The organism is Planctomycetia bacterium, assembly GCA_034440135.1.
GTDB lineage: Bacteria > Planctomycetota > Planctomycetia > Pirellulales > JALHLM01 > JALHLM01.
In genome coordinates this window covers 1-18,280 of record JAWXBP010000074.1, presented here as the reverse complement: position 1 = coordinate 18,280, position 18,280 = coordinate 1, and the positions used below count along the sequence as shown (strand labels likewise).

14 protein-coding genes are annotated in these 18,280 nt (G+C 62.4%); 9 read left to right on the top strand and 5 right to left on the bottom strand.

Annotated features, from left to right (window positions below):
* Positions 1-208: 208 nt before the first annotated feature.
* Both wecB and SGJ19_04315 read left to right on the top strand, forming a co-directional pair.
* Positions 209-1,345, top strand: a complete 1,137-nt coding sequence (gene wecB / locus SGJ19_04320; protein MDZ4779460.1) for a UDP-N-acetylglucosamine 2-epimerase (non-hydrolyzing) — start codon at positions 209-211, stop codon at positions 1,343-1,345.
* A gap of 53 nt (positions 1,346-1,398) precedes the next feature.
* The gene (locus SGJ19_04315; GenBank protein MDZ4779459.1) at positions 1,399-2,688 is read left to right on the top strand and encodes a glycosyltransferase family 4 protein; all 1,290 of its coding nucleotides are present in this window, start codon (positions 1,399-1,401) and stop codon (positions 2,686-2,688) included.
* Between the two features lie 92 nt (positions 2,689-2,780).
* On the opposite strand, the gene SGJ19_04310 is transcribed toward SGJ19_04315, so the two are convergent.
* The 3 genes from SGJ19_04310 to SGJ19_04300 form a co-directional block, all read right to left on the bottom strand.
* Positions 2,781-4,079, bottom strand: coding sequence for a peptidyl-prolyl cis-trans isomerase (locus tag SGJ19_04310; protein MDZ4779458.1), 1,299 nt, complete (start codon positions 4,077-4,079; stop codon positions 2,781-2,783).
* Between the two features lie 176 nt (positions 4,080-4,255).
* On the bottom strand, positions 4,256-7,513 hold the full coding sequence (mfd, locus tag SGJ19_04305) for a transcription-repair coupling factor (protein ID MDZ4779457.1): 3,258 nt from the start codon (positions 7,511-7,513) through the stop codon (positions 4,256-4,258).
* Positions 7,514-7,579: 66 nt separating this feature from the next.
* A complete protein-coding gene (locus SGJ19_04300; GenBank protein ID MDZ4779456.1) occupies positions 7,580-8,005 on the bottom strand; it encodes an Rrf2 family transcriptional regulator in 426 nt (141 codons plus the stop codon).
* A gap of 438 nt (positions 8,006-8,443) precedes the next feature.
* On the opposite strand from SGJ19_04300, the gene recA reads away from it, so the two are divergent.
* The 6 genes from recA to SGJ19_04270 all read left to right on the top strand — a co-directional run bounded on the left by recA (position 8,444) and on the right by SGJ19_04270 (position 15,353).
* The gene (gene recA / locus SGJ19_04295) at positions 8,444-9,538 is read left to right on the top strand and encodes a recombinase RecA (GenBank protein MDZ4779455.1); all 1,095 of its coding nucleotides are present in this window, start codon (positions 8,444-8,446) and stop codon (positions 9,536-9,538) included.
* 63 nt (positions 9,539-9,601) lie between these two features.
* The gene (locus SGJ19_04290) at positions 9,602-11,113 is read left to right on the top strand and encodes a trypsin-like peptidase domain-containing protein (protein MDZ4779454.1); all 1,512 of its coding nucleotides are present in this window, start codon (positions 9,602-9,604) and stop codon (positions 11,111-11,113) included.
* A 92-nt stretch (positions 11,114-11,205) separates the two neighbouring features.
* On the top strand, positions 11,206-12,213 hold the full coding sequence (locus SGJ19_04285) for a Gfo/Idh/MocA family oxidoreductase (GenBank protein ID MDZ4779453.1): 1,008 nt from the start codon (positions 11,206-11,208) through the stop codon (positions 12,211-12,213).
* Positions 12,214-12,291: 78 nt separating this feature from the next.
* Positions 12,292-12,966, top strand: coding sequence for an SOS response-associated peptidase (locus tag SGJ19_04280; GenBank protein ID MDZ4779452.1), 675 nt, complete (start codon positions 12,292-12,294; stop codon positions 12,964-12,966).
* Between the two features lie 145 nt (positions 12,967-13,111).
* The gene (locus SGJ19_04275; GenBank protein MDZ4779451.1) at positions 13,112-13,882 is read left to right on the top strand and encodes a hypothetical protein; all 771 of its coding nucleotides are present in this window, start codon (positions 13,112-13,114) and stop codon (positions 13,880-13,882) included.
* A 16-nt stretch (positions 13,883-13,898) separates the two neighbouring features.
* Positions 13,899-15,353 (top strand): hypothetical protein, encoded by a 1,455-nt coding sequence (locus tag SGJ19_04270; protein MDZ4779450.1) that lies wholly within the window; start codon positions 13,899-13,901, stop codon positions 15,351-15,353.
* A gap of 212 nt (positions 15,354-15,565) precedes the next feature.
* Here SGJ19_04270 and SGJ19_04265 read toward each other — a convergent pair whose 3' ends face one another.
* Both SGJ19_04265 and SGJ19_04260 read right to left on the bottom strand, forming a co-directional pair.
* Positions 15,566-16,336 carry an aldolase/citrate lyase family protein gene (locus SGJ19_04265; protein ID MDZ4779449.1) on the bottom strand — a complete coding sequence of 257 codons (771 nt, stop codon included), beginning with the start codon at positions 16,334-16,336 and terminating at the stop codon, positions 15,566-15,568.
* Positions 16,337-16,438: 102 nt separating this feature from the next.
* Positions 16,439-17,524 carry a twin-arginine translocation signal domain-containing protein gene (locus tag SGJ19_04260; protein MDZ4779448.1) on the bottom strand — a complete coding sequence of 362 codons (1,086 nt, stop codon included), beginning with the start codon at positions 17,522-17,524 and terminating at the stop codon, positions 16,439-16,441.
* Positions 17,525-17,930: 406 nt separating this feature from the next.
* Here SGJ19_04260 and SGJ19_04255 point away from each other — a divergent pair.
* On the top strand, positions 17,931-18,280 hold a 350-nt coding region (locus tag SGJ19_04255), incomplete at its 3' end, for a DUF1501 domain-containing protein (protein MDZ4779447.1).

Sequence of the window (18,280 nt, the reverse complement as noted above, 5' to 3'; positions counted from 1 at the left end):
TTAAGGATACCGATTATGAGCGTTTTGCGTCTGGCCGCACGGTCCCTTCGCGCCGACGGTCGCTCGTCAAGTTTCGAATTTTCACTTAGCTTGAAAGGGACGCTCGACCTGGCGGTAGGGCGGGCTAACTTTGACCATCCACGACCACGGTGACGGGCGCTAAACCCGCCACCGGCCGGACTGAACGAACTGCGAATCGCAATATCCCGTGAGCAAACTACGTCCTCTGTTGATCTTCGGCACGCGTCCCGAGGCCATCAAAATGGCCCCGGTCGTGCATGAGTGCCTGCGGCGCGCGGATCGCGTCGAACCGATCGTCTGCCTGACCGGGCAGCACAAGGAAATGCTGGCCCAGGTGACCGACTATTTCGGCATCCAGGCCGACCTCGACCTGGAACTGATGCAACCCAATCAGACGCTCGCGAGTTTGACCGCCCGGTGTCTGACCGGCATCGACGAGGCGATTGTCCGATTCCAGCCGGATTGCGTCGTCGGGCAAGGGGATACGACCACGGTGATGGCCGCCTCCGTGGCCGCGTTCTATCGACGGATTCCGTTTGTGCATGTCGAAGCCGGACTTAGGACGCACGACTTACAGGCCCCCTGGCCGGAAGAATTCAATCGCCGCGTGGCGGGCATCGTCGCGGCGCTCCATTGTGCGCCGACACAACGAGCCGCCGAGGCGCTGCTCGCGGAGAAAACAAATCCAGCGACGGTCCACGTAACCGGCAACACGGTGATCGACGCGCTCCTGTGTGCGACGCAGCGGGAACGCTCGCACGATGCTCCTTGGGGAAAGAAATACGCGAACTTAGGCGAGCGCCGGATGGTGCTGATCACCGGACATCGCCGCGAAAATTTCGGAGCAGGCTTCGAAGCCATTTGCGGAGCGATCGCCCGGCTGGCGGATCGATTCGCCGACGTCGAATTCGTTTACCCTGTGCATCTGAATCCGAACGTCCAGGGGCCGGTTTACCGTGTGCTGGGGGATCGCCAGAATATCCACCTCGTGCCGCCGGCGCCTTATCCGGAATTCGTGTGGCTGATGGACCGCAGTAGCGTGATCCTGACCGACTCCGGCGGCGTGCAAGAAGAAGCGCCGTCGCTGCACAAGCCGGTGCTGGTGATGCGCGACACCACCGAACGGCCCGAAGCGGTCGAAGCCGGTGCGGTGGAACTGGTCGGCACGTCCGCGGAACGAATCGTCGAACGCCTGAGCATGCTGTTGACCGACGAACAGGAATATCGCCGTCGCCAGATCGACACCAACCCCTACGGCGACGGCCAAGCGGCCCAGCGAATTGTCGAGCTCATGCTCCAACAAGGTTGGGAACGCACCGCCTAATGTCTGCCGCCTCCAACCTCTCGCCTCCCATTATGTCCTCCGCGGAATCAATCTTGTCCCCGATCCACGTGTTGCTCATTCACCAGGCCTTTGTGCCGCCGAATGAGCCGGGGGGCACGCGCCACTATGAGTTGGGCCGGCATTGGGTCGAGAGCGGCAATCAATTCACCATCGTCACCAGCGATTGCAATTACCTGACCGGCAAAAGTTCCGTCTCGAAGCGCGGGCTGGTCGAGGAACAGAACCTCGACGGCGTCCGCGTCCTGCGGGCGTACACATACCCTTCGCTGCACAAGAGCTACTTCTGGCGAATCGTCGCCTTCTTCAGTTTCATGGCGACCAGCGTGATCGCGTCGCTGCGGGCGGGCAAGATCGACCTGGTGATGGGCACGTCGCCGTCGCTGTTTCAAGGTTTTTCGGCTTGGGTCGTATCGGTGCTGAAGCGCCGGCCATTTCTGTTGGAGATCCGCGATCTCTGGCCGGAGTTTGCCATCGATCTCGGCGTGCTCAAGAACCCGATCTTGATCCGCCTCTCGCGTTGGCTGGAAAGCTTCCTCTACGCCCGGGCGGATCATTTGCTGGTCAACTCGCCGGCATATCGTGACTATTTGCTCAAGAAGGGAATTCCGGCGGCGAAGGTTTCCGTGATTCCCAACGGCGTCGACCCGGCGATGTTCAATCCCGAGGCGCGTGGCGAGCGCACGCGCGAGACGTGGAATCTGGGCGATAAGTTCGTTGTGACCTACGCCGGCGCCCTGGGCCAGGCGAATGATATCTCCACCATAATTGGCGCCGCGGAGCGACTGCGCGATAATCCCCGCATTCACTTCCTGCTGGCCGGCGACGGCAAGGAGCGGCCGAATTTGGAGAAGTTGGCGCTGCTCTCGAAGTTGACGAACGTCACCTTCACGGGTTCTCGTCCCAAGGCCGAGATGACAGACCTGTTGGCCGCGTCGGACGCCTGCGTCGCGACGTTGCAGAACATCAAGCTGTTCAGCACGACGTATCCGAACAAAGTCTTCGATTACATGGCCGCTGGCCGGGCCACGATCCTCGGCATCGACGGCGTGATTCGCGATGTCGTCGAAAAAGCCCACGGCGGCGTGTTTGTCACGCCGGGAGACGAAAAAGCGCTGGCGGCGGCGGTGGTGGATTTGGAAACGCACCGCGAGCGTGCAATAGAAATGGGACGCTCCGCGCGCGAGTACGTGGTCCGCCATTTCAACCGCCACGACCAGGCACAGAATTTTGCCGAGTTGCTGGAACGCCTCGCAGGCTGCAATGAATCGCCCGAAGCGACCGACGAAGAATCAACCCCGAAAGCGGCAGCGGCTCAGTCGTAGGTCAGGCTTTCCAGCCTGACGCACAAACCTCAAGCATTCAAGAAAAGCCGCCAAACCCGTCAGGCTGGAAAGCCTGACCTACGGAAATCGCATTAGCGCAACTTCTGGCGCTGCTCTTGTTCCACGAGTTGCTGCATCAGCGGAGTGCCGTCAAAGACGGTGCGGACCGTGGAGTGCTTTTGGAGCTTGGCGATGTATTCGTCCATCTTCTTGTTGCCGATGTCCTGCTGCAGCTTGGCCTTGATTTTCGCCTGAACTTCATCGAACGGCGTGCGGCCGGCAGGTTTGCGTTCCAGGACGCGGACGATGTGATAGCCCTGGCTGTCTTCGATAATCTGACTCAGGCCGCCGACGGGCAGTGTTTCCAAGGCATTCCGCAGTTCCGCCGAGACATGGGTGTCGCCCGTGCCGAGATCGTCCAGCTTCGTCCAATCGTGTTGCCCGCCACTCGAAGCGTCCGGGCCTTCGGATTCGCGCTTGGCGACTTCCGGGAGCGGAATTCCTTCGCGCACGACCCGATTGCCCATCATGGCCAGTCGATTACGCGAGGCCGACTCCTCGTAGCGGGCCATTTTGGTCATCAGGTGTTCCCAGCGAACTTCCGCCGGGTACGCATAGTCCGCGACATGGTCCGCGTAATATTTCCACAATTCCTGCGGCGGCAACTCGGCCTCGTTGGATTCCGTCTGTTGTTGCAGCCACTGCGAGGCGATGGCGCGCTCCACGAAGCTGCGCTTCTCGCGATCGACCGACGTGCCCATCTTGTTGAGCATGGCGTCCAACTCGGCGCGCGTACCGGCCTTGGCACGCTTCATCTGCCGCTTCAGTTCACGCCCTTCGAACTCCTTGCCGACATCCTCGATGAGTTTGTTCCAGCCTTCTTCGTTCTTCCCGCGGATGGTGCGTTTCGCGTCGGCGAAGAGCAGCTTGGTTTCGACGAGCTGCCGCATCCGCATCGCTGTCAGCATTTCGCGCTGTTTTTCGACTTGCTCCGGCGGAATTTTGTCCGCATTGGTGATCAGCACGTCGTTCACAAAGCCGGCGACTTCGCTATAGAGAATCACTTCCGAGTTGACGTTCGCCAACACTTGCGCGCCGGCGATCAACTGCGACTTATTGGGATCGTAGGGAACGTCGCCCGTCGGCGCATTACTAGCGTAGGGATCCTGCGGCGGCCCGAAAGCTTCGCCGCCCGGCCAATCCGCGGGGCGCGACACCGCCACTGGTTGCACCGGCGGACCCGGCAAACCGCTCGGCGGCGCGCCAATCATCGGCGGCGGCGCGCCGGTGCTGGGATAGCCCGACGGTACTTCTTGCCCGACGCCCGTGCGAGTCGCCGCGCAAACGGCCACGATCGACAGCGTCCAACCGGAGTATGGATAGCGTTTCAAGGTGGAGCTTCCGTGCTCTCAAGTGAGTGTTTGAAGTTTTCAGTGTTCAGTGAGGACGAACTTGGCTCCTACTGAAAACTGAACACTGAAAACTTCAAACAGCGCCTAATCTTGTCACTTTTTCTGCAATGACCCATGCCCAGACAGTCCTAGTTATCGTCGCGGTAAGTACCAAATCACGACTGTCGCCGCAACAGCGACTGCAATTCCGCGATCACCCGGTCGGCGTCGGCCAGCGGAGACTTGAGCGTGACGTAGGCCGAGCGGCCGTCCACCGGGCGAATTCTTCCACCGGTGGCGCGCCGGAGGCGATCGACCGCCTCGCGGGACGTGTATTCCAACACTCCGTGCGGGTCTTCCAGGTGAATCGAGGCAATCTGCCATTGATGCGCGAGGATGCGCAGTTCAGTGAAACCAAGCAATCGCTCAACAGTGGCCGGCAACGGACCGAATCGGTCGAGGATTTCGGCGCGGAGATCGTTCAGCTCCCCCAGTTCCGAAACCCGCGCGAGGCGACGGTAGAGATCGATTTTCAGCCGATGGTTCGGCACGTAGGTGCGCGGCAAGTAAGCTTCGCCAGGCAATTCTAGGTGGACGTCGACCGTGACCCGCGGCGCCATTTGTTTCAACCGCCGGACGGCGTTTTCGAGCAGCTCGCAGTACAGCTCATAGCCGATCGTGGCGATGTGACCGCTTTGCTCGACGCCCAGGATATTGCCGGCGCCGCGGATTTCGAGATCGCGCATGGCGATGGCGAAGCCGGCCCCCATTTCGCTGAACTCCTCGATCGCCATCATCCGCTTGGCGGCGTTCGGCGTGAGGTGCTTGTTCGGATCCAGCAATAGGTAGCAATACGCTCGATGCTTGAAACGCCCGACGCGCCCGCGCAGTTGGTGCAGGTCGGCCAGACCGTAGCGATCCGATTCGTCGATGAAAATCGTGTTGGCGTTCGGAATATCGAGGCCGCTTTCCACGATGGTCGTCGCCAGCAGCATGTCGAAGCGATGCGCCACGAAGTCGAGCATCACATCTTCCAACTTGCCTTCGGGCATCTGCCCATGACCGATAGCGATCCGGCATTCCGGCACGATCTGCCGGAGCCGTTCGTAAAGGACATGAATATCGTTAATGCGATTGTGGACAAAAAAGATCTGCCCGCCACGATTGAGTTCGCGCAACACGGCGTGGCGAATCAACTCGGGACTGGATCGTGTGACGCGCGTTTCGACGGCCAGTCGATCGGCCGGCGGCGTTTCTAAGTTGGAGATGTCCCGCAGGCCCAACAGCGACATATGCAACGTGCGCGGGATCGGCGTCGCGGAGAGCGTGAGCACGTCGACGATATGCCGGTAGGTCTTCAACCGCTCTTTGATCTGCACGCCGAAACGCTGTTCCTCGTCGATCACGATCAGGCCGAGATTTTGGAAGTTAACGTCGCCTTGCGCCAGGCGATGCGTACCGATCACGATGTCGACCGAACCGTCGGCGATGCCGGCCAGCACCTGCTTTTCTTCCTTCGCGCTGCAGAAGCGGCTCAGCGCGCCAATCTGGAAGGGAAACTCCGCCATGCGTTGCGTGAAGGTCCGCAGGTGCTGCATGGCGAGGATGGTCGTCGGCACCAGCACGGCCACCTGGTAGCCATTGTCGATCGCCTTGAACGCCGCCCGCATGGCGACTTCCGTCTTGCCGTAGCCGACGTCGCCGCAAATCAACCGGTCCATCGGCCGGGTAGCGCCCATATCGAGCGTCATGGCGGCGATGGCGGTCAATTGGTCCGGCGTTTCGTTGTACGGAAACGAGGCGTCAAACTCTTGTTGCCATTCGGTGTCGACACGGAATTGAATCCCCGGCCGCGCGCCGCGGGCCGCCTGCATTTCCAGCATCTCGGCGGCCATATCGACGACGGCGCGCTCGGCCGCCGCCTTCTGCTTGACCCAGGTTTTGCCGCCGATGTGGGCCAGCGTCGGCTTCGTCTTGGTACCGCCGACATATTTTTGCACGAGTCCGATCTTGGTGATCGGCACGAAAATCTTGGTCCCGCCGTGAAACTCGACTTCGAGATGTTCCTCGGTCTGCGACGGCGTTTCCAGCAGCTTCAGCCCGCGGTACTTGCCGATGCCATGCGAAAGATGGACGACATAGTCCCCTTCGCGCAGGTCGAGAAAGCTGTCCAGCACGCGCCCGAGCCGCCGGCGCTGCGTCGGGCGATTGACATCCTCGCGGTGGAAGAGTTCACCGCCCCCCACGAGCACGAGGCGGTCGCTGACCAATCGAAAGCCAGCGCGCAGGCGTCCCAGTGGAAAATGAAGTTTGCCGGAAGCGGCGAGTTGCGTCGTGGCAAAAACATCGGTCAACCGCCGCGCCTCGGCCTCCGTCTGACAGACTACGAAAACTTCTTGACCTTGCCCGGCGCTGTCCAGTTCCTGCCGCACCTTAGCGATGTCGCCGCTGAACCGCTCGACCGATTCGATTTTCAGTTGACAGGTTGTTTCCATCGACCCGCGCGCGACGGCTGCGGCCGTCGCCGACGGAAAGCGGTAGATCGACTCGAACACCTCTGGCGCAGTGAAACATTGCCGCGCGTCGTCCAGGCGCGCGAGATATTGTTTGGCCTCCTCTTCCAGGTCGTGCGGCTCGACCAACAAGAACCAACTGCCCGGTGGCAAGTGCTCGGCAAAGTGCGCGCGCTCCTGCAAGCGCCGATCCAGCAGCGTGACTTCCACGCTATCGACCGGCGCGAGACTTCGCTGCGTCGCCGGTTCGAAACTGCGCAGCGATTCGATCTGGTCGCCGAAAAATTCGACCCGCACCGGATGATCCCAGTCCGGCGCAAACAAATCCAAAATGCCGCCGCGCACGGAGAACTCGCCGGGCAGCTCGACAGCCGTCGTGTTTTGAAAGCCCTGGCCGAGGAGCCATTCGACCAACTTTTCGAGCGGTGATTCATCGCCGCGCGACAATCGCCGCGTGTGCCGCGCAATGGTCGCGCTTGGAGGCACAGGATGCGTCAACGCCTGAATGCTGGTCAACAGGATCGGCCGATCGCCCTGTGAAAGCGTTGGCCAGGCCGCCAGTTGCTTCAACACGTGGAGCCGATCGCCGCCGACTTCGTCGACGGCCGCATCATCGTCCGGCAGAGATTCCCAGGCCGGAAACATCAGTTTCGGCCGGCGACTGAACAGGGCCAAGTCGTCGACCAGATCGTCGACTTCGCCCGGATGCGGGCAGACAATTACGAGGGGCCCGGGCGCGTGCTCGGCAATGGCCGCGGCGACCAGCGCGCAGCTCGACCCCCAGACTCCGTCCAGCGTGGCCCCGTGCCCTTCACGTAAGCTCCGCAATACCTCGACGAAGTCGGCCTGCGATTCAAGCCGGCGAGCTAAATCCAACAACCGAACCGCCGCCGGCGTTATCCTCTCGGCAGCAGCGGACATGTGGAGGAAATTGTACGAACGCGCTCGGACGACGGGGAGTGCAATCGCCGCCAATTCAAAACGACCTTACGCCGCCCCAGCGTCGGCGGTGCGGTGCTTCGGGATCAGATCGGCCAGCTTGATGGCCGACAGGTCGCGCCGCATGTTGTCGTTGAGTTGCCGCATCACGCCTTGCAGCCGCTGCAAGGTTTCGGACGGCAGGCTCTCGTTGTTTGAGCTCACCGCGGCCCCCATTGGGCCATCGATTGCCTCGATGACCTCGAGCAGCGTGATGTCCTCCGGGCGGCGTTCCAGGGTGTAACCCCCTTCGACGCCACGGGTGGACTGCAGAATGCCGTGCGTCACCAGGCTGCGTAGCACCTGGAGCAGGAATCGCTCCGGCATGTGCCCTTTAGCGGCGAGCTGACTGCATGGGACGGGTGAACCGGTTTTGGCCTGAGCCAACTGGAGCGTCGCCTGCAAGGCATACGCCACCGTGCGCGAGAGTTTCATGGAACCCTACCGCCAAATTGCGCCGGAGGAACCCCGGCAGAGATGAGAAAAGAAAAGCGGACGGAAGTGCACCGGCGAATGTGCTGCCAGGCGACGGATCGCGTGGCTTCTCATCGGCCAGCGTGCCTCTTCTCCCCCCCGTGAGCGGCATTATGCATGCTTGTTGATGCGATGTCAAACCGATTTTATAGTAATTCCATTAGGATTCTATGGCTGCTTCATTTGGGCCGTCAGCTTTGCCCATGAGCCGAGCAAAAAAACCCAGTCGGGCGAGTTTCAGAAAAAAACTCTTGCATGATTAAGTGTACGTCGATACACTGTACGGGCGTTCCGTTGCTGTGGCGAGCCTACTTGCTGTGCGGCGGACGAGGCTTCTACACTAATCCACCGGCATGGACTTTTCTCATGGTCACTCTTCAAAAATCAACGAATCATCGCATGCCCAAGCACGATCAGGACGCGGACAAATCCGGTGGCAAGAAGAAGTCGAAGGACTCGGTGAAAACGCTGCTGGATCAGAACACGGCGCTGAAGAATACGGTCGCCCAGATTGAAAAAGAGTTTGGCGAAGGGGCCATCATGGCCCTGGGAAAAGACTACGCCGTGCGGATCGAAGGCATTTCGACCGGCAGTCTGTCATTGGATATCGCGCTGGGCGGACAAGGCATCCCGCGCGGCCGGATTATCGAGATCTACGGTCCGGAATCGAGCGGTAAGACCACGCTGGCGTTGCATGTGATCGCCCAGGCGCAAAAGGCGGACGGGATCGCCGCCTTCGTCGACGCGGAGCACGCCCTGGATCCCAGTTGGGCGAAAAAGCTGGGCGTGGAGCTGGATACGCTCCTCGTCAGCCAGCCAGGCAGCGGCGAAGAGGCCATGCAGATCACGGAGTTGCTCATCAAGAGTAACGCGGTGGACGTGATTGTGATCGACTCCGTGGCCGCCCTGGTCCCCAAGAAGGAATTGGAAGGAGAGATTGGCGATTCCCACGTCGGCCTCCAGGCCCGGCTGATGAGCCAGGCGATGCGCAAGTTGACCGGCGCGATCTCCAAGTCGAAGACTTCCGTGATCTTCATCAATCAGATCCGGGAAAAGATCGGCGTCATGTTCGGCAGCCCCGAAACAACCCCCGGCGGCCGAGCGCTCAAGTTCTACAGCTCGTGCCGGATCGACGTGCGGCGGATTGGGCAGATTAAAGAGGGCGAGGACGTCGTCGGGCAACGAGTGCGGGCCAAGGTGGTGAAAAACAAGGTCGCACCGCCATTCCGTGTGGCAGAGTTTGATATGATGCACGACCACGGCATCAGCATGGTCGGCGACTTGCTCGATTTGGCGATCGCGGCGAAAGTTGTCGTGCGATCGGGCGCCTGGCTCCGCTACGGCGAGCAGCAACTCGGCCAGGGGCGCGACAAGACTAAGGCGCAATTGCAAGAAAACCCTGAGCTGCTCGAAGAGATCAAGCAGAAGGTGTTGGCCGCTGGCGCTACCCTGGTCGCGGCAGTGAGTGGCGGAGGAGACGCGGGCGACGCTTAGCCTGGGCTGGCAGCGGGATCGCCCCAGCAATGGGCGGGGCGATAACCGGAGGGGATGACGGTGATGAGACTCCTACGAGCAAACGTCGGTCGAACCGTTCGCGCCTTGGCATTGGCGACGGGGCTGTTGGTAGCCACGCCATTGTTGGGGCAAGAGCCAGCGCCGGGCACGCCGGAGGGCGGCGATTCTGGCCAGGCCTTCCTGGCGTCCGTCGAGCAATCGCTGGCGAACGCCATCGCGCGTTGCGAACCGTCAGTGGTCAGCATCGCCCGGGTGCGACGTGAGAATTCGGATCGGCCATTTGCGCCCGATGGTGGCGATGACGCCTTTGGCCGCGCGTTTGGGGGACTTCCTGTACCGCAGCCGGAGGATCCGAATTTTATTCCCAATGAGTTCGGCACGGGCGTGGTCATCGATGCTGAAGGGTTGATCGTCACCTGTTATCACGTCGTACGCCCCGACTGCGACCACTGGGTCACAACGCGGGATCGCAAGACCTACGCGGCGAAAATCGTCGGTGCCGATCCGCGCAGTGATCTGGCCGTGCTGCGGATCGAGGCCACGGGTCTCACGCCGATTGCGTTCGGCGACGGCGCTTCGGTACGCAAAGGCCAACTTGTGTTGGCGCTGGGCAATCCTTATGCAATTGCCCGGGACGGCCAGGCCAGCGTGAGTTGGGGAATCGTCAGCAATTTGGGGCGAAAATCGTCGCCGTCGCTGGAGTCGCCGGGCGAAACGAGCGGCAGCCTGCATCAGTTCGGCACGCTCATTCAAACCGACACGCGGTTGGACCTGGGCGGCAGTGGCGGCCCGCTGGTCAACCTGTCGGGCGAAATGATCGGCCTCACGACCGCCCTTGCGGCGCTGACCGGCCATGAAGCCCACGCGGGTTTCGCGATTCCCGTCGATGACGTCTTCCGCCGGGCCGTGGAAACCATGAAGCCCGGCCGGGAGGTGCAGTACGGCCTGCTTGGCGTCGCGCCAGAGAATCTCAGTCCCGAGGATCGTGCGGCCGGATTGAGCGGCGCGCTCGTGGCGGGGGTTTCAGAAGGAACGCCGGCGGCGATCGCGGGCATGGAGATTACCGATCTGGTGACACATGTCGACGGCAAGCCGATTGCCGGCGCTGACGAGTTGATGCTGGAAATTGGCAAGCGTGACGTGGGCAGTGAGGTGGCGCTCACGGTGCATCGCGGCGGGCGAACCCAGGAGCTTACGGCTCGCCTCACGAAGTTCTTCATGCGGGATTGGAGAGTCGTCACGGCGCCGGCCAGAACCTGGCGGGGTTTGGCGGTCGATTACGCCAACGCCGTACAGGGGAACACGGTATTCGAGGAGTTCGGCGCCGCGGTCCGTGACGGTTGCGTGGCCGTAACCGAAGTGGCCGAAGGCAGCCCCGCCTGGGAGGCTGGTTTCCGCCGTGGCGATCTGATCGCGCGGATTGAGGACGTGTCGCTCGCCACGCCGGACGATTTCTTCGCCGTGGTGGCGGACCGCAGCGGGCCGGTGACGGTACATCTTCCGGCGACCGTGGCCGAGCCGGTCGCTCGAGTCGTGCCGGAAGAATCGCCATAAGCCAGGTGCAGCAATGCCTGTGTCGCAGCGCGCCAACTATTGGCGTCCCCACCGTTGGCGAGCGTTCCTTTTCGCGATATAGTTAACCGCGCATGAAGTTGCGTGTTGGACTCATCGGCCTGGGCAGAGCGTGGGAATCTCGCCATCGCTCGGCATTGCGCGCGCTCAGCGATCGCTTCGAGGTCCGCGCCGTTTGCGAACAGGTCGCCGTCCGGGCCGAACAGGCTGCGCGGGAGTTTAACGCCACACCGGTCGACGGTTACCGGGCGCTCGCCGAGCGGGCCGATGTCGACGCCCTGCTTTTGCTTGCCGAACAGTGGTGTGGGCCGTTGCCGATTCTCGCCGCCTGCGATGCCGGCAAAGCGATTTACTGCGCCGCTTCGTTCGATTTCGATCCGGAGCAGGCCAAGCGGATTAAGGATCGCGTCGAGCAATCAGGCATCGCATTCTTGGCCGAATTCCCGCGGCGCCATTCCCCCGCGACGATTCGTCTCAAGGAATTGATCGCCACCAGGCTCGGGACGCCGCGGTTGCTGTTCTGCCACGTGCGTCAACCGGCCGAACCCGTCGATTCACGCGTGCCGTGCGTGTCGCACTATTCGGCGATGCACGACCTGATCGAGCTAGCCGATTGGTGTACGTTCGTGGTCGGGCGACCCCCGACGGCCGTGACCGGCGTGCGTCATGCGTCGGATACCGCGGACGCCAAAGACGACTATCAGATGATGAGCCTGCAGTTCGCGGGTCAGGACGCGAACACGCCGCTCGCCACGGCCCAGATCAGTTGCGGTCGCTACATGCCCGCCGCCTGGCACGAGGCGACTTCGTTCCGTCCGCCGGCGGCATTGCAGGTTGCCTGCGAACATGGCATCGCGTTCATCGACTTGCCGGCCACGCTCACTTGGTTCGATCGCGCCGGGCGCCACATCGAATCGCTCGACAGCGAGCGCCCGGTCGGCGAGTTGCTGCTCGGCCAGTTTTATCGCTCCGTCACCAGTCTCGTTCGCCACTCCAGCAACATCGACGACGCCTTCCGTGCCTTGAATATTGTGTTGCAAGCGCAATCGAGCTTCGACGATGGACGGAGGATGTTGGTGTAGCGGGATGAATGACGAGCGCCGTATTTGGTTGGCGACTGGAGTGGGAAGACCGAAAACTGACCAACGAAAACTTCCCCCATGTGCGGCCGTTTTACGCTTCGTTCTCCTGCCGGCGTGATTGTGGCGCAGTTTGGCCTGCGCGAGTTGGCGGAGTTGGCCGCGCGGTATAACATCGCGCCCACGCAGCAGGTGCTGGCGATTCGCGCGGATGACGCTTCGCGGGCCTGGCAGCCGGTTTGGTTGCGTTGGGGATTGATTCCTTCCTGGGCCAAAGACGAAAAGATCGGCGCCCAGTTGATGAACGCCCGGTCCGAAACGATCGCCGAGAAGCCGTCGTTCCGCGCCGCGTTCAAGCAGCGGCGTTGTTTGATCGTGGCCGACGGCTTTTATGAGTGGCAAAAGTCCGGCCGCGCGAAGCTGCCGTTTCATATTCGCCGGCGAGACCAGCAGCCGTTTGCGTTCGCCGGGCTGTGGGAACGCTGGCGCGGCGGCGATGGCCTGGTGGAGTCGTGTACGATCATCACCACGGCCGCCAACGATCTGCTGCGCCCGTTGCACGAACGGATGCCGGTGATCCTCGCCCCGCCGGATTACGGAACCTGGCTCGCGCCGACGGCCAAGCCCGAGGAGTTGCAACCGCTGCTGGCGTCGATTGACACCCCCGAGTTGGAAATCGTCCCCGCGAACCCGATCGTGAACAGCGCCCGCCACGACAGCCCGGATTGCCTCCAGCCGCCAGCGGAGCTGTTCTAAACAAAGCTCTCCTGTACTCCTTTTCTCCTGCTCCTTTACTCCTCTCTTCTCCTACCTCCCGCCACTTCTTTTTGAAAATTCAGCTTGCGATCCCGCCGCGACCGATGTAGTATACATGCGAACACTACAACGCTAGCAAGCTGTCATGGCATCCGCTCCGAGCGATCGCCGCCAACGGGTGGCTCAACTGGCCGAGCAACTGCGCGGTTGGGAGAGCGCCGAAGCAGGGCGTTCCCAGCAGGGGATGTCCAGCGGTTGTTCGCAGTTGGACGCCTTGCTGCCGGCCGGCGGTTTTTCACCCGGTTCGCTGGTGGAATGGTTCGCCACGGATCCGGGAGCCGGGGCCACGACCCTGGCATTGGCCGTGGCCCGTGCGGCATGTGGAGACGAGGGATGGTTGGTCGTAATCGATTCGGCCGGGACGTTTTATCCCCCCGCGGCGGCGGCTCTGGGAGCGCCGTTGCGGCGGATGATTTGGGTGCGACGCCCGGCGGGAAATGTGGCGCGCTGGGCGACCGATCAGGCCTTGCGCTGTCCCGGGGTAGCGGCGGTGTTGGCCTGGCCGGAAACGCTCGATGCGACCACTTTTCGGCGCTGGCAGTTGGCAGTCGAGCAGAGTCGCGTGTTGGGATTGTTGGTCCGCCCCGCGGCGGCGCTGAAGGAGCCTTCCTGGGCCGAAGCTCGATTGCTGGTCGAGCCGCGCCCTTCCGCAGATGAGTTTCGTCGCTGGCAGGTCGAACTGTTGCATGCCCGCGGGGGCTGGGGCGGTCGCTCTGCGCATTTAGGAATCCATCATGACACCGGCCAATGGTTCACGGATCGAATCGCGGGACCCGGAGGGAGCGCGGCGTGCGCTCTGCGTGTGGTTCCCCGCCTGGCCCCTGCAACGCTGGTTGCAAGCCCAACCGCAGGTTGAAAACCGGCCGGTGCTGATGTTTCGACGATTGGGGCGTCGCGGGTCAGTCGTCGTGGCATGCTCCGAGGCATTGGCCGAGCGGGGCGTGCGGTGTGAGATGCCGCTGGCCGAGGCCCGAGCTTTGGCGACGCGCGGTCAACAGAGTCGCGAGACGATTTTGATTCGCGAACACGATCCGCTGGCCGATCGCCAGGCGCTCGAACGTCTGGCGGAGTGGTGTCACCAGTTCAGTCCCACGGTGGCGCTGGCGGATGAAGGGACCGATGCTATCTGGCTCGATATAACCGGCGTCGGGCATCTGGCTGGCGGCGAGCAAAAGTTGGTCGCCGCTGTGGCGCAGCAATGTGCCGCGCAGGGTTGGCGCGTGCAACTGGCCGCTTCCGATTCCTTTGCCGCGGCCTATGCCTTGGCGAGGTTCCGCGCCACGGTCGGTCAACCGCTCTGGGCGCCGCCAGGAGAACTGCGCGCATTGGCGCTCGATTTGCCCGTCGAATCATTGCAACTCTCCGACGAGGCCGCGCAGACGCTCGACCGTTTGGGCATTCGCGAGGTGCGGGAATTGGAACGTCTGCCGCGCGCCGGAGTCAGCGCGCGGCTGGGACCGGAGACGATGCGGGAATTGGACCGGCTATTCGGCCAGCGGGCCGAGGCGCTCAACGGCGTGCGGCCGACGGAGCATTGGGAAAGCAGCCTGGAGTTCGAGAATTCCGTGGCCGATGACGCGGTGATCGTGGAAGTGGTCGCGCGATTGTGCCGGGAGTTGGCGCAACAGATGGAAGCGGCACAACTCGGGGCGATGTGCTTGACGGTCTCCCTGGAAACGCCGCCGGAACCGCCCTGGCGCGACGCGGTGCGCTTGTTCCGCCCAAGCGCCGAGGCGCGGCATTGGATCGAACTGGTCACCCTGCGATTGGAACAGGCCCGGCTGCGCGCGCCGGTGACGAAGGTGATCGTCGCGGCGTCCGAAACGGGCCGCTTGGAACTGCGGCAACAAGAGTTGTTCGCCTCGTCGGCGTCCTCCGCGGAGGCGAAGCGGGAATTGGCCACGTTGGTCAATCGACTGGTCGGGCGGCTGGGACATCGACAAGTCGTGCGGGCCGCGCTCGCGCCGGATCCGTTGCCGGAGAATTCGTATCGCACCACGCCGGCGGTACGCGAAGGACGATCCGCCGCGCGCGGCACGGCGATTCCCTGGCGGCCGTTGGAGCGCCCGTTGGAGTTATTGCCGGCGTCGCGGCAGTCGCTACGGGTCACGATCAACGACGCCGGCGCACCGAGCGCGTTTCACTGGCGCGGAGAGGAATATCGGATCGCCGACAGCCAAGGGCCGGAGCGAATCGAGTCAGGCTGGTGGCGCGGGGCGCAGCGGCGGCGCGATTATTACCGCGTGGAGACGGAGCGCGGCCACCGCGCCTGGCTGTATCGCCGCCGCGACGACGGGCGATGGTTTTTGCACGGGTGGTTCGCGTAACGCGGTAACACAACGTGGTAACACAAGAAGCGATCGTGGACTCACAGTGAACTGTGGGAGGCGACTCCGTCGCCGATGGAGAAGACGTGGCTGCTAAATATCGCGCTAATTACATCGCCAACGTCCGTTTCATCGGCGTCGGAGACGCCTCCCACATAGTCTCCTTTCGCTCCGCGAAAGGGCGTTACCTTTCGCGGAGCGAAAGGGGGCTATCAAGAAGATCTTCCGAACGCTTGCAGGCCGGCTTTCATGGCGGCGATGAGGGCGCCGGTGTCGGAGCCGATGCTGATCATCCGAAAACCCTGCTCAACGCGGCGCTTCGCGTCGGCGAGATCTGTGCCGGCAATGCCGCAGGGGATGTGGCGCGCGAGCAACTTTTCTTTCACCGCGAGGAGTTGCTCCGCGACGCCGGGGCCTTCCCATTGGCCGAGATAGCCCGAGAACGACGAAAAATCGCCCGGGCCGAAATAGACGGCGTCGATGCCGGGCACGGCCGCGATCTGTTCGATGTTCGCCGCCGACTCCGGGGTTTCCATCATCGGGATGACGAGCGTTTCGCGATTAGCCGTCGAGAGATACTCAGTCTTGTTCAAGCCCCAACGCGTGGCGCGCTCGCCGCCGAGACCGCGAATGCCTTGCGGCGGATATTTCGCCAACCGCACCGCGAGCGCCGCTTCTTCCGGCGTATTCACCTGCGGGACCATGATCCCGTCCGCGCCCAGATCAAGCACGCGCTTGATGATGCCGGGCTGAATCTCGGTGATCCGCACCAACACCGCGGTTTGCGAACCCCGCGCCGCGCGCAGGTGCTCGATGATCTCCTTGTATTCGAGCTGCCCGTGCTCGGCGTCGATCAACACCCAATCGAAGCCCAGCGTGGCGGCGATCTCAGTAATCGACGGCGATTCCAGCGAAACCCAAAAGCCAAGCGCGGTCTCGCCGGCGACGAGTTTGCGCTTAAGTGGGTTGGTATAGGCGTCCATGCGCGATTCGATCCGAATGATGAATGCGGAATGGCGAATGACGAACGAGAGGCGACGGAAAGCCTCCCGCTCATCATTTATCATTCAGACTTCCGACTTTCCTTAACTCACCTTCCGCAGTTTCGTCACGCGCCCGGTCGGCACCCATTCGACGACGAAGATATTGCCGTCCTGGTCGTAGCAGGCGTCGTGGGGGTGGATGAATTTGCCGGGTTGCCATTTCGAGACGTCGCCGCGGACTTGAAAATTGTCCAGCACCTGGTCGGTCCAGGCCTGGTCGTAGCCGAGGTGGACGATGACTTCGTTCTTGTCGTTCATGATCGTCAACCGCGCGTGCAGATCGGGGATCAGCAGCTCCGAGCCGCGGAGATCGAAATGCGCCGGGAAGCTGACGCCGTTGACGATTTCCTTGAAGTCACCGTCGAGGGTAAAGTATTGCAGCCGGGCGTTGGCGCGATCGGCCACAACGATCGACGGCTCGCGGCCAGGGCGATTGTCGAGCCAGATGCCGTGCGGCGTGCGCATCTTGCCTTGCTCAGTCCCTTCGCCGCCCCAGGAGCGAATCCACTTGGCATTCGCGTCGTACTGGTGGATGTAATTGGCGCCGTAACCGTCGGCGACGTAGAACCCGCCGTCCGGATGGAACGCGATGTTCGTCGGGCGGAATTGATCAAGCGACTGATACAAATTCGCCTCGCGCGGGTAGTCCATCTGCCAGACGTGCTCGCCCATCAGGTTCGTCTTCACGACGACGCGGTTCTTGATGTCGCAGAGATAGAGGTACTCTTCGCCCCCTTCCTTGCGGATATCAATGCCGTGGCCGCCGCCGTGGAATTCCTTGCCGAAGGATCGGACGAACTTGCCGTCCGGATCGAACACGGCGATGGCGTCCATGACCGGTTCGGCGATGACCGCCATGTGCTTGATGTAAATCAGGCCGGCTTGGTCAATCGCCACCCCGTGCGTTTCACCCCAGCGAATCGAATCCGGCAGCTCGCCCCAGCCGTGATGGACCTCGTAGGTGTGGTCCGCCTCGCCAATCACGGGCAACTTCGCGCCAGCTTTGTCATCGGCCCAGACCATGCTTGGCCCGAGCACGCCGGCCGCGACCGCGGCGGCCCCGGTGGTTTTGACAAAGCTGCGGCGCGTGGTGCGGTCGGCGGAGTTGGACGGGGATTCTTGTGACATGGGGAAATACCTGGTGGGAAAGCGCGAGGGAGCAAACCGGGAGGCGACTGCCACGGCTCATGATATGTCCGGGAAGGGCGGCAAACAATCTGGAACGCGAAGTGCTGTGGACTCCGTCAAGCTGGGGGAGGAAATTCAAATGCCTGGGAAAATATCAACGTATGTTTATATTTTGCTGGGATAGTTGACAATTGCCCTGGCGGTTAGTTAGCCTTTTAGTGGCTTCGCCGAGCGCCCGCTCGTTAACCGAAGCATCGCACCCCACCCGCGTTAGTAGCCAGACGCCCCGCCCCCATACTAACGCCGCTCGAACAACCTGCCCGATATTCTGCCGCTCCTAGCGCACCGCCGGTGGCGATGTGCGCGCGGCACGTTGCACCGTTAACAGGAACTTGGAGTTCACCCGATGAAGACCCCCGCTACCAGTCGCCGTGGATTCTTGACCGTGGGCGCCGTCGCCGGCGCTGGGCTGACCCTGGCCGACTTCTTTAAGGTTCGCCAGGCCCGCGCGGACCAAAAGAATTATGCGCCAATCGAAGCCAAGGCGCAGAGTCTGATTCATATCTTCCTGCCCGGCGGCATCGCGCATCAGGATTCGTTCGATCCGAAGCCGTTCGCCCCGCTCGAGTATCGCGGCGAACTGGGCGTCCTGCCGACGAAAATCCCCGGCGTGCAATTCTCCGACACGCTGCCGCGCACGGCCGACATCGCCGATCGCATCACGGTGATTCGCTCGATGACCCACGGCGAGGCGGC

Bases quoted from the DNA above. Each gene is read 5' to 3' on its own strand.
- mfd (MDZ4779457.1), bottom strand. From the start codon at position 7,513: ATGTCCGCTGCTGCCGAGAGGATAACGCCGGCGGCGGTTCGGTTGTTG.
- SGJ19_04300 (MDZ4779456.1), bottom strand. From the start codon at position 8,005: ATGAAACTCTCGCGCACGGTGGCGTATGCCTTGCAGGCGACGCTCCAG.
- recA (MDZ4779455.1), top strand. From the start codon at position 8,444: ATGCCCAAGCACGATCAGGACGCGGACAAATCCGGTGGCAAGAAGAAG.
- SGJ19_04290 (MDZ4779454.1), top strand. From the start codon at position 9,602: ATGAGACTCCTACGAGCAAACGTCGGTCGAACCGTTCGCGCCTTGGCA.
- SGJ19_04285 (MDZ4779453.1), top strand. From the start codon at position 11,206: ATGAAGTTGCGTGTTGGACTCATCGGCCTGGGCAGAGCGTGGGAATCT.
- SGJ19_04280 (MDZ4779452.1), top strand. From the start codon at position 12,292: ATGTGCGGCCGTTTTACGCTTCGTTCTCCTGCCGGCGTGATTGTGGCG.
- SGJ19_04275 (MDZ4779451.1), top strand. From the start codon at position 13,112: ATGGCATCCGCTCCGAGCGATCGCCGCCAACGGGTGGCTCAACTGGCC.
- SGJ19_04270 (MDZ4779450.1), top strand. From the start codon at position 13,899: ATGTTTCGACGATTGGGGCGTCGCGGGTCAGTCGTCGTGGCATGCTCC.
- SGJ19_04265 (MDZ4779449.1), bottom strand. From the start codon at position 16,336: ATGGACGCCTATACCAACCCACTTAAGCGCAAACTCGTCGCCGGCGAG.
- SGJ19_04260 (MDZ4779448.1), bottom strand. From the start codon at position 17,524: ATGTCACAAGAATCCCCGTCCAACTCCGCCGACCGCACCACGCGCCGC.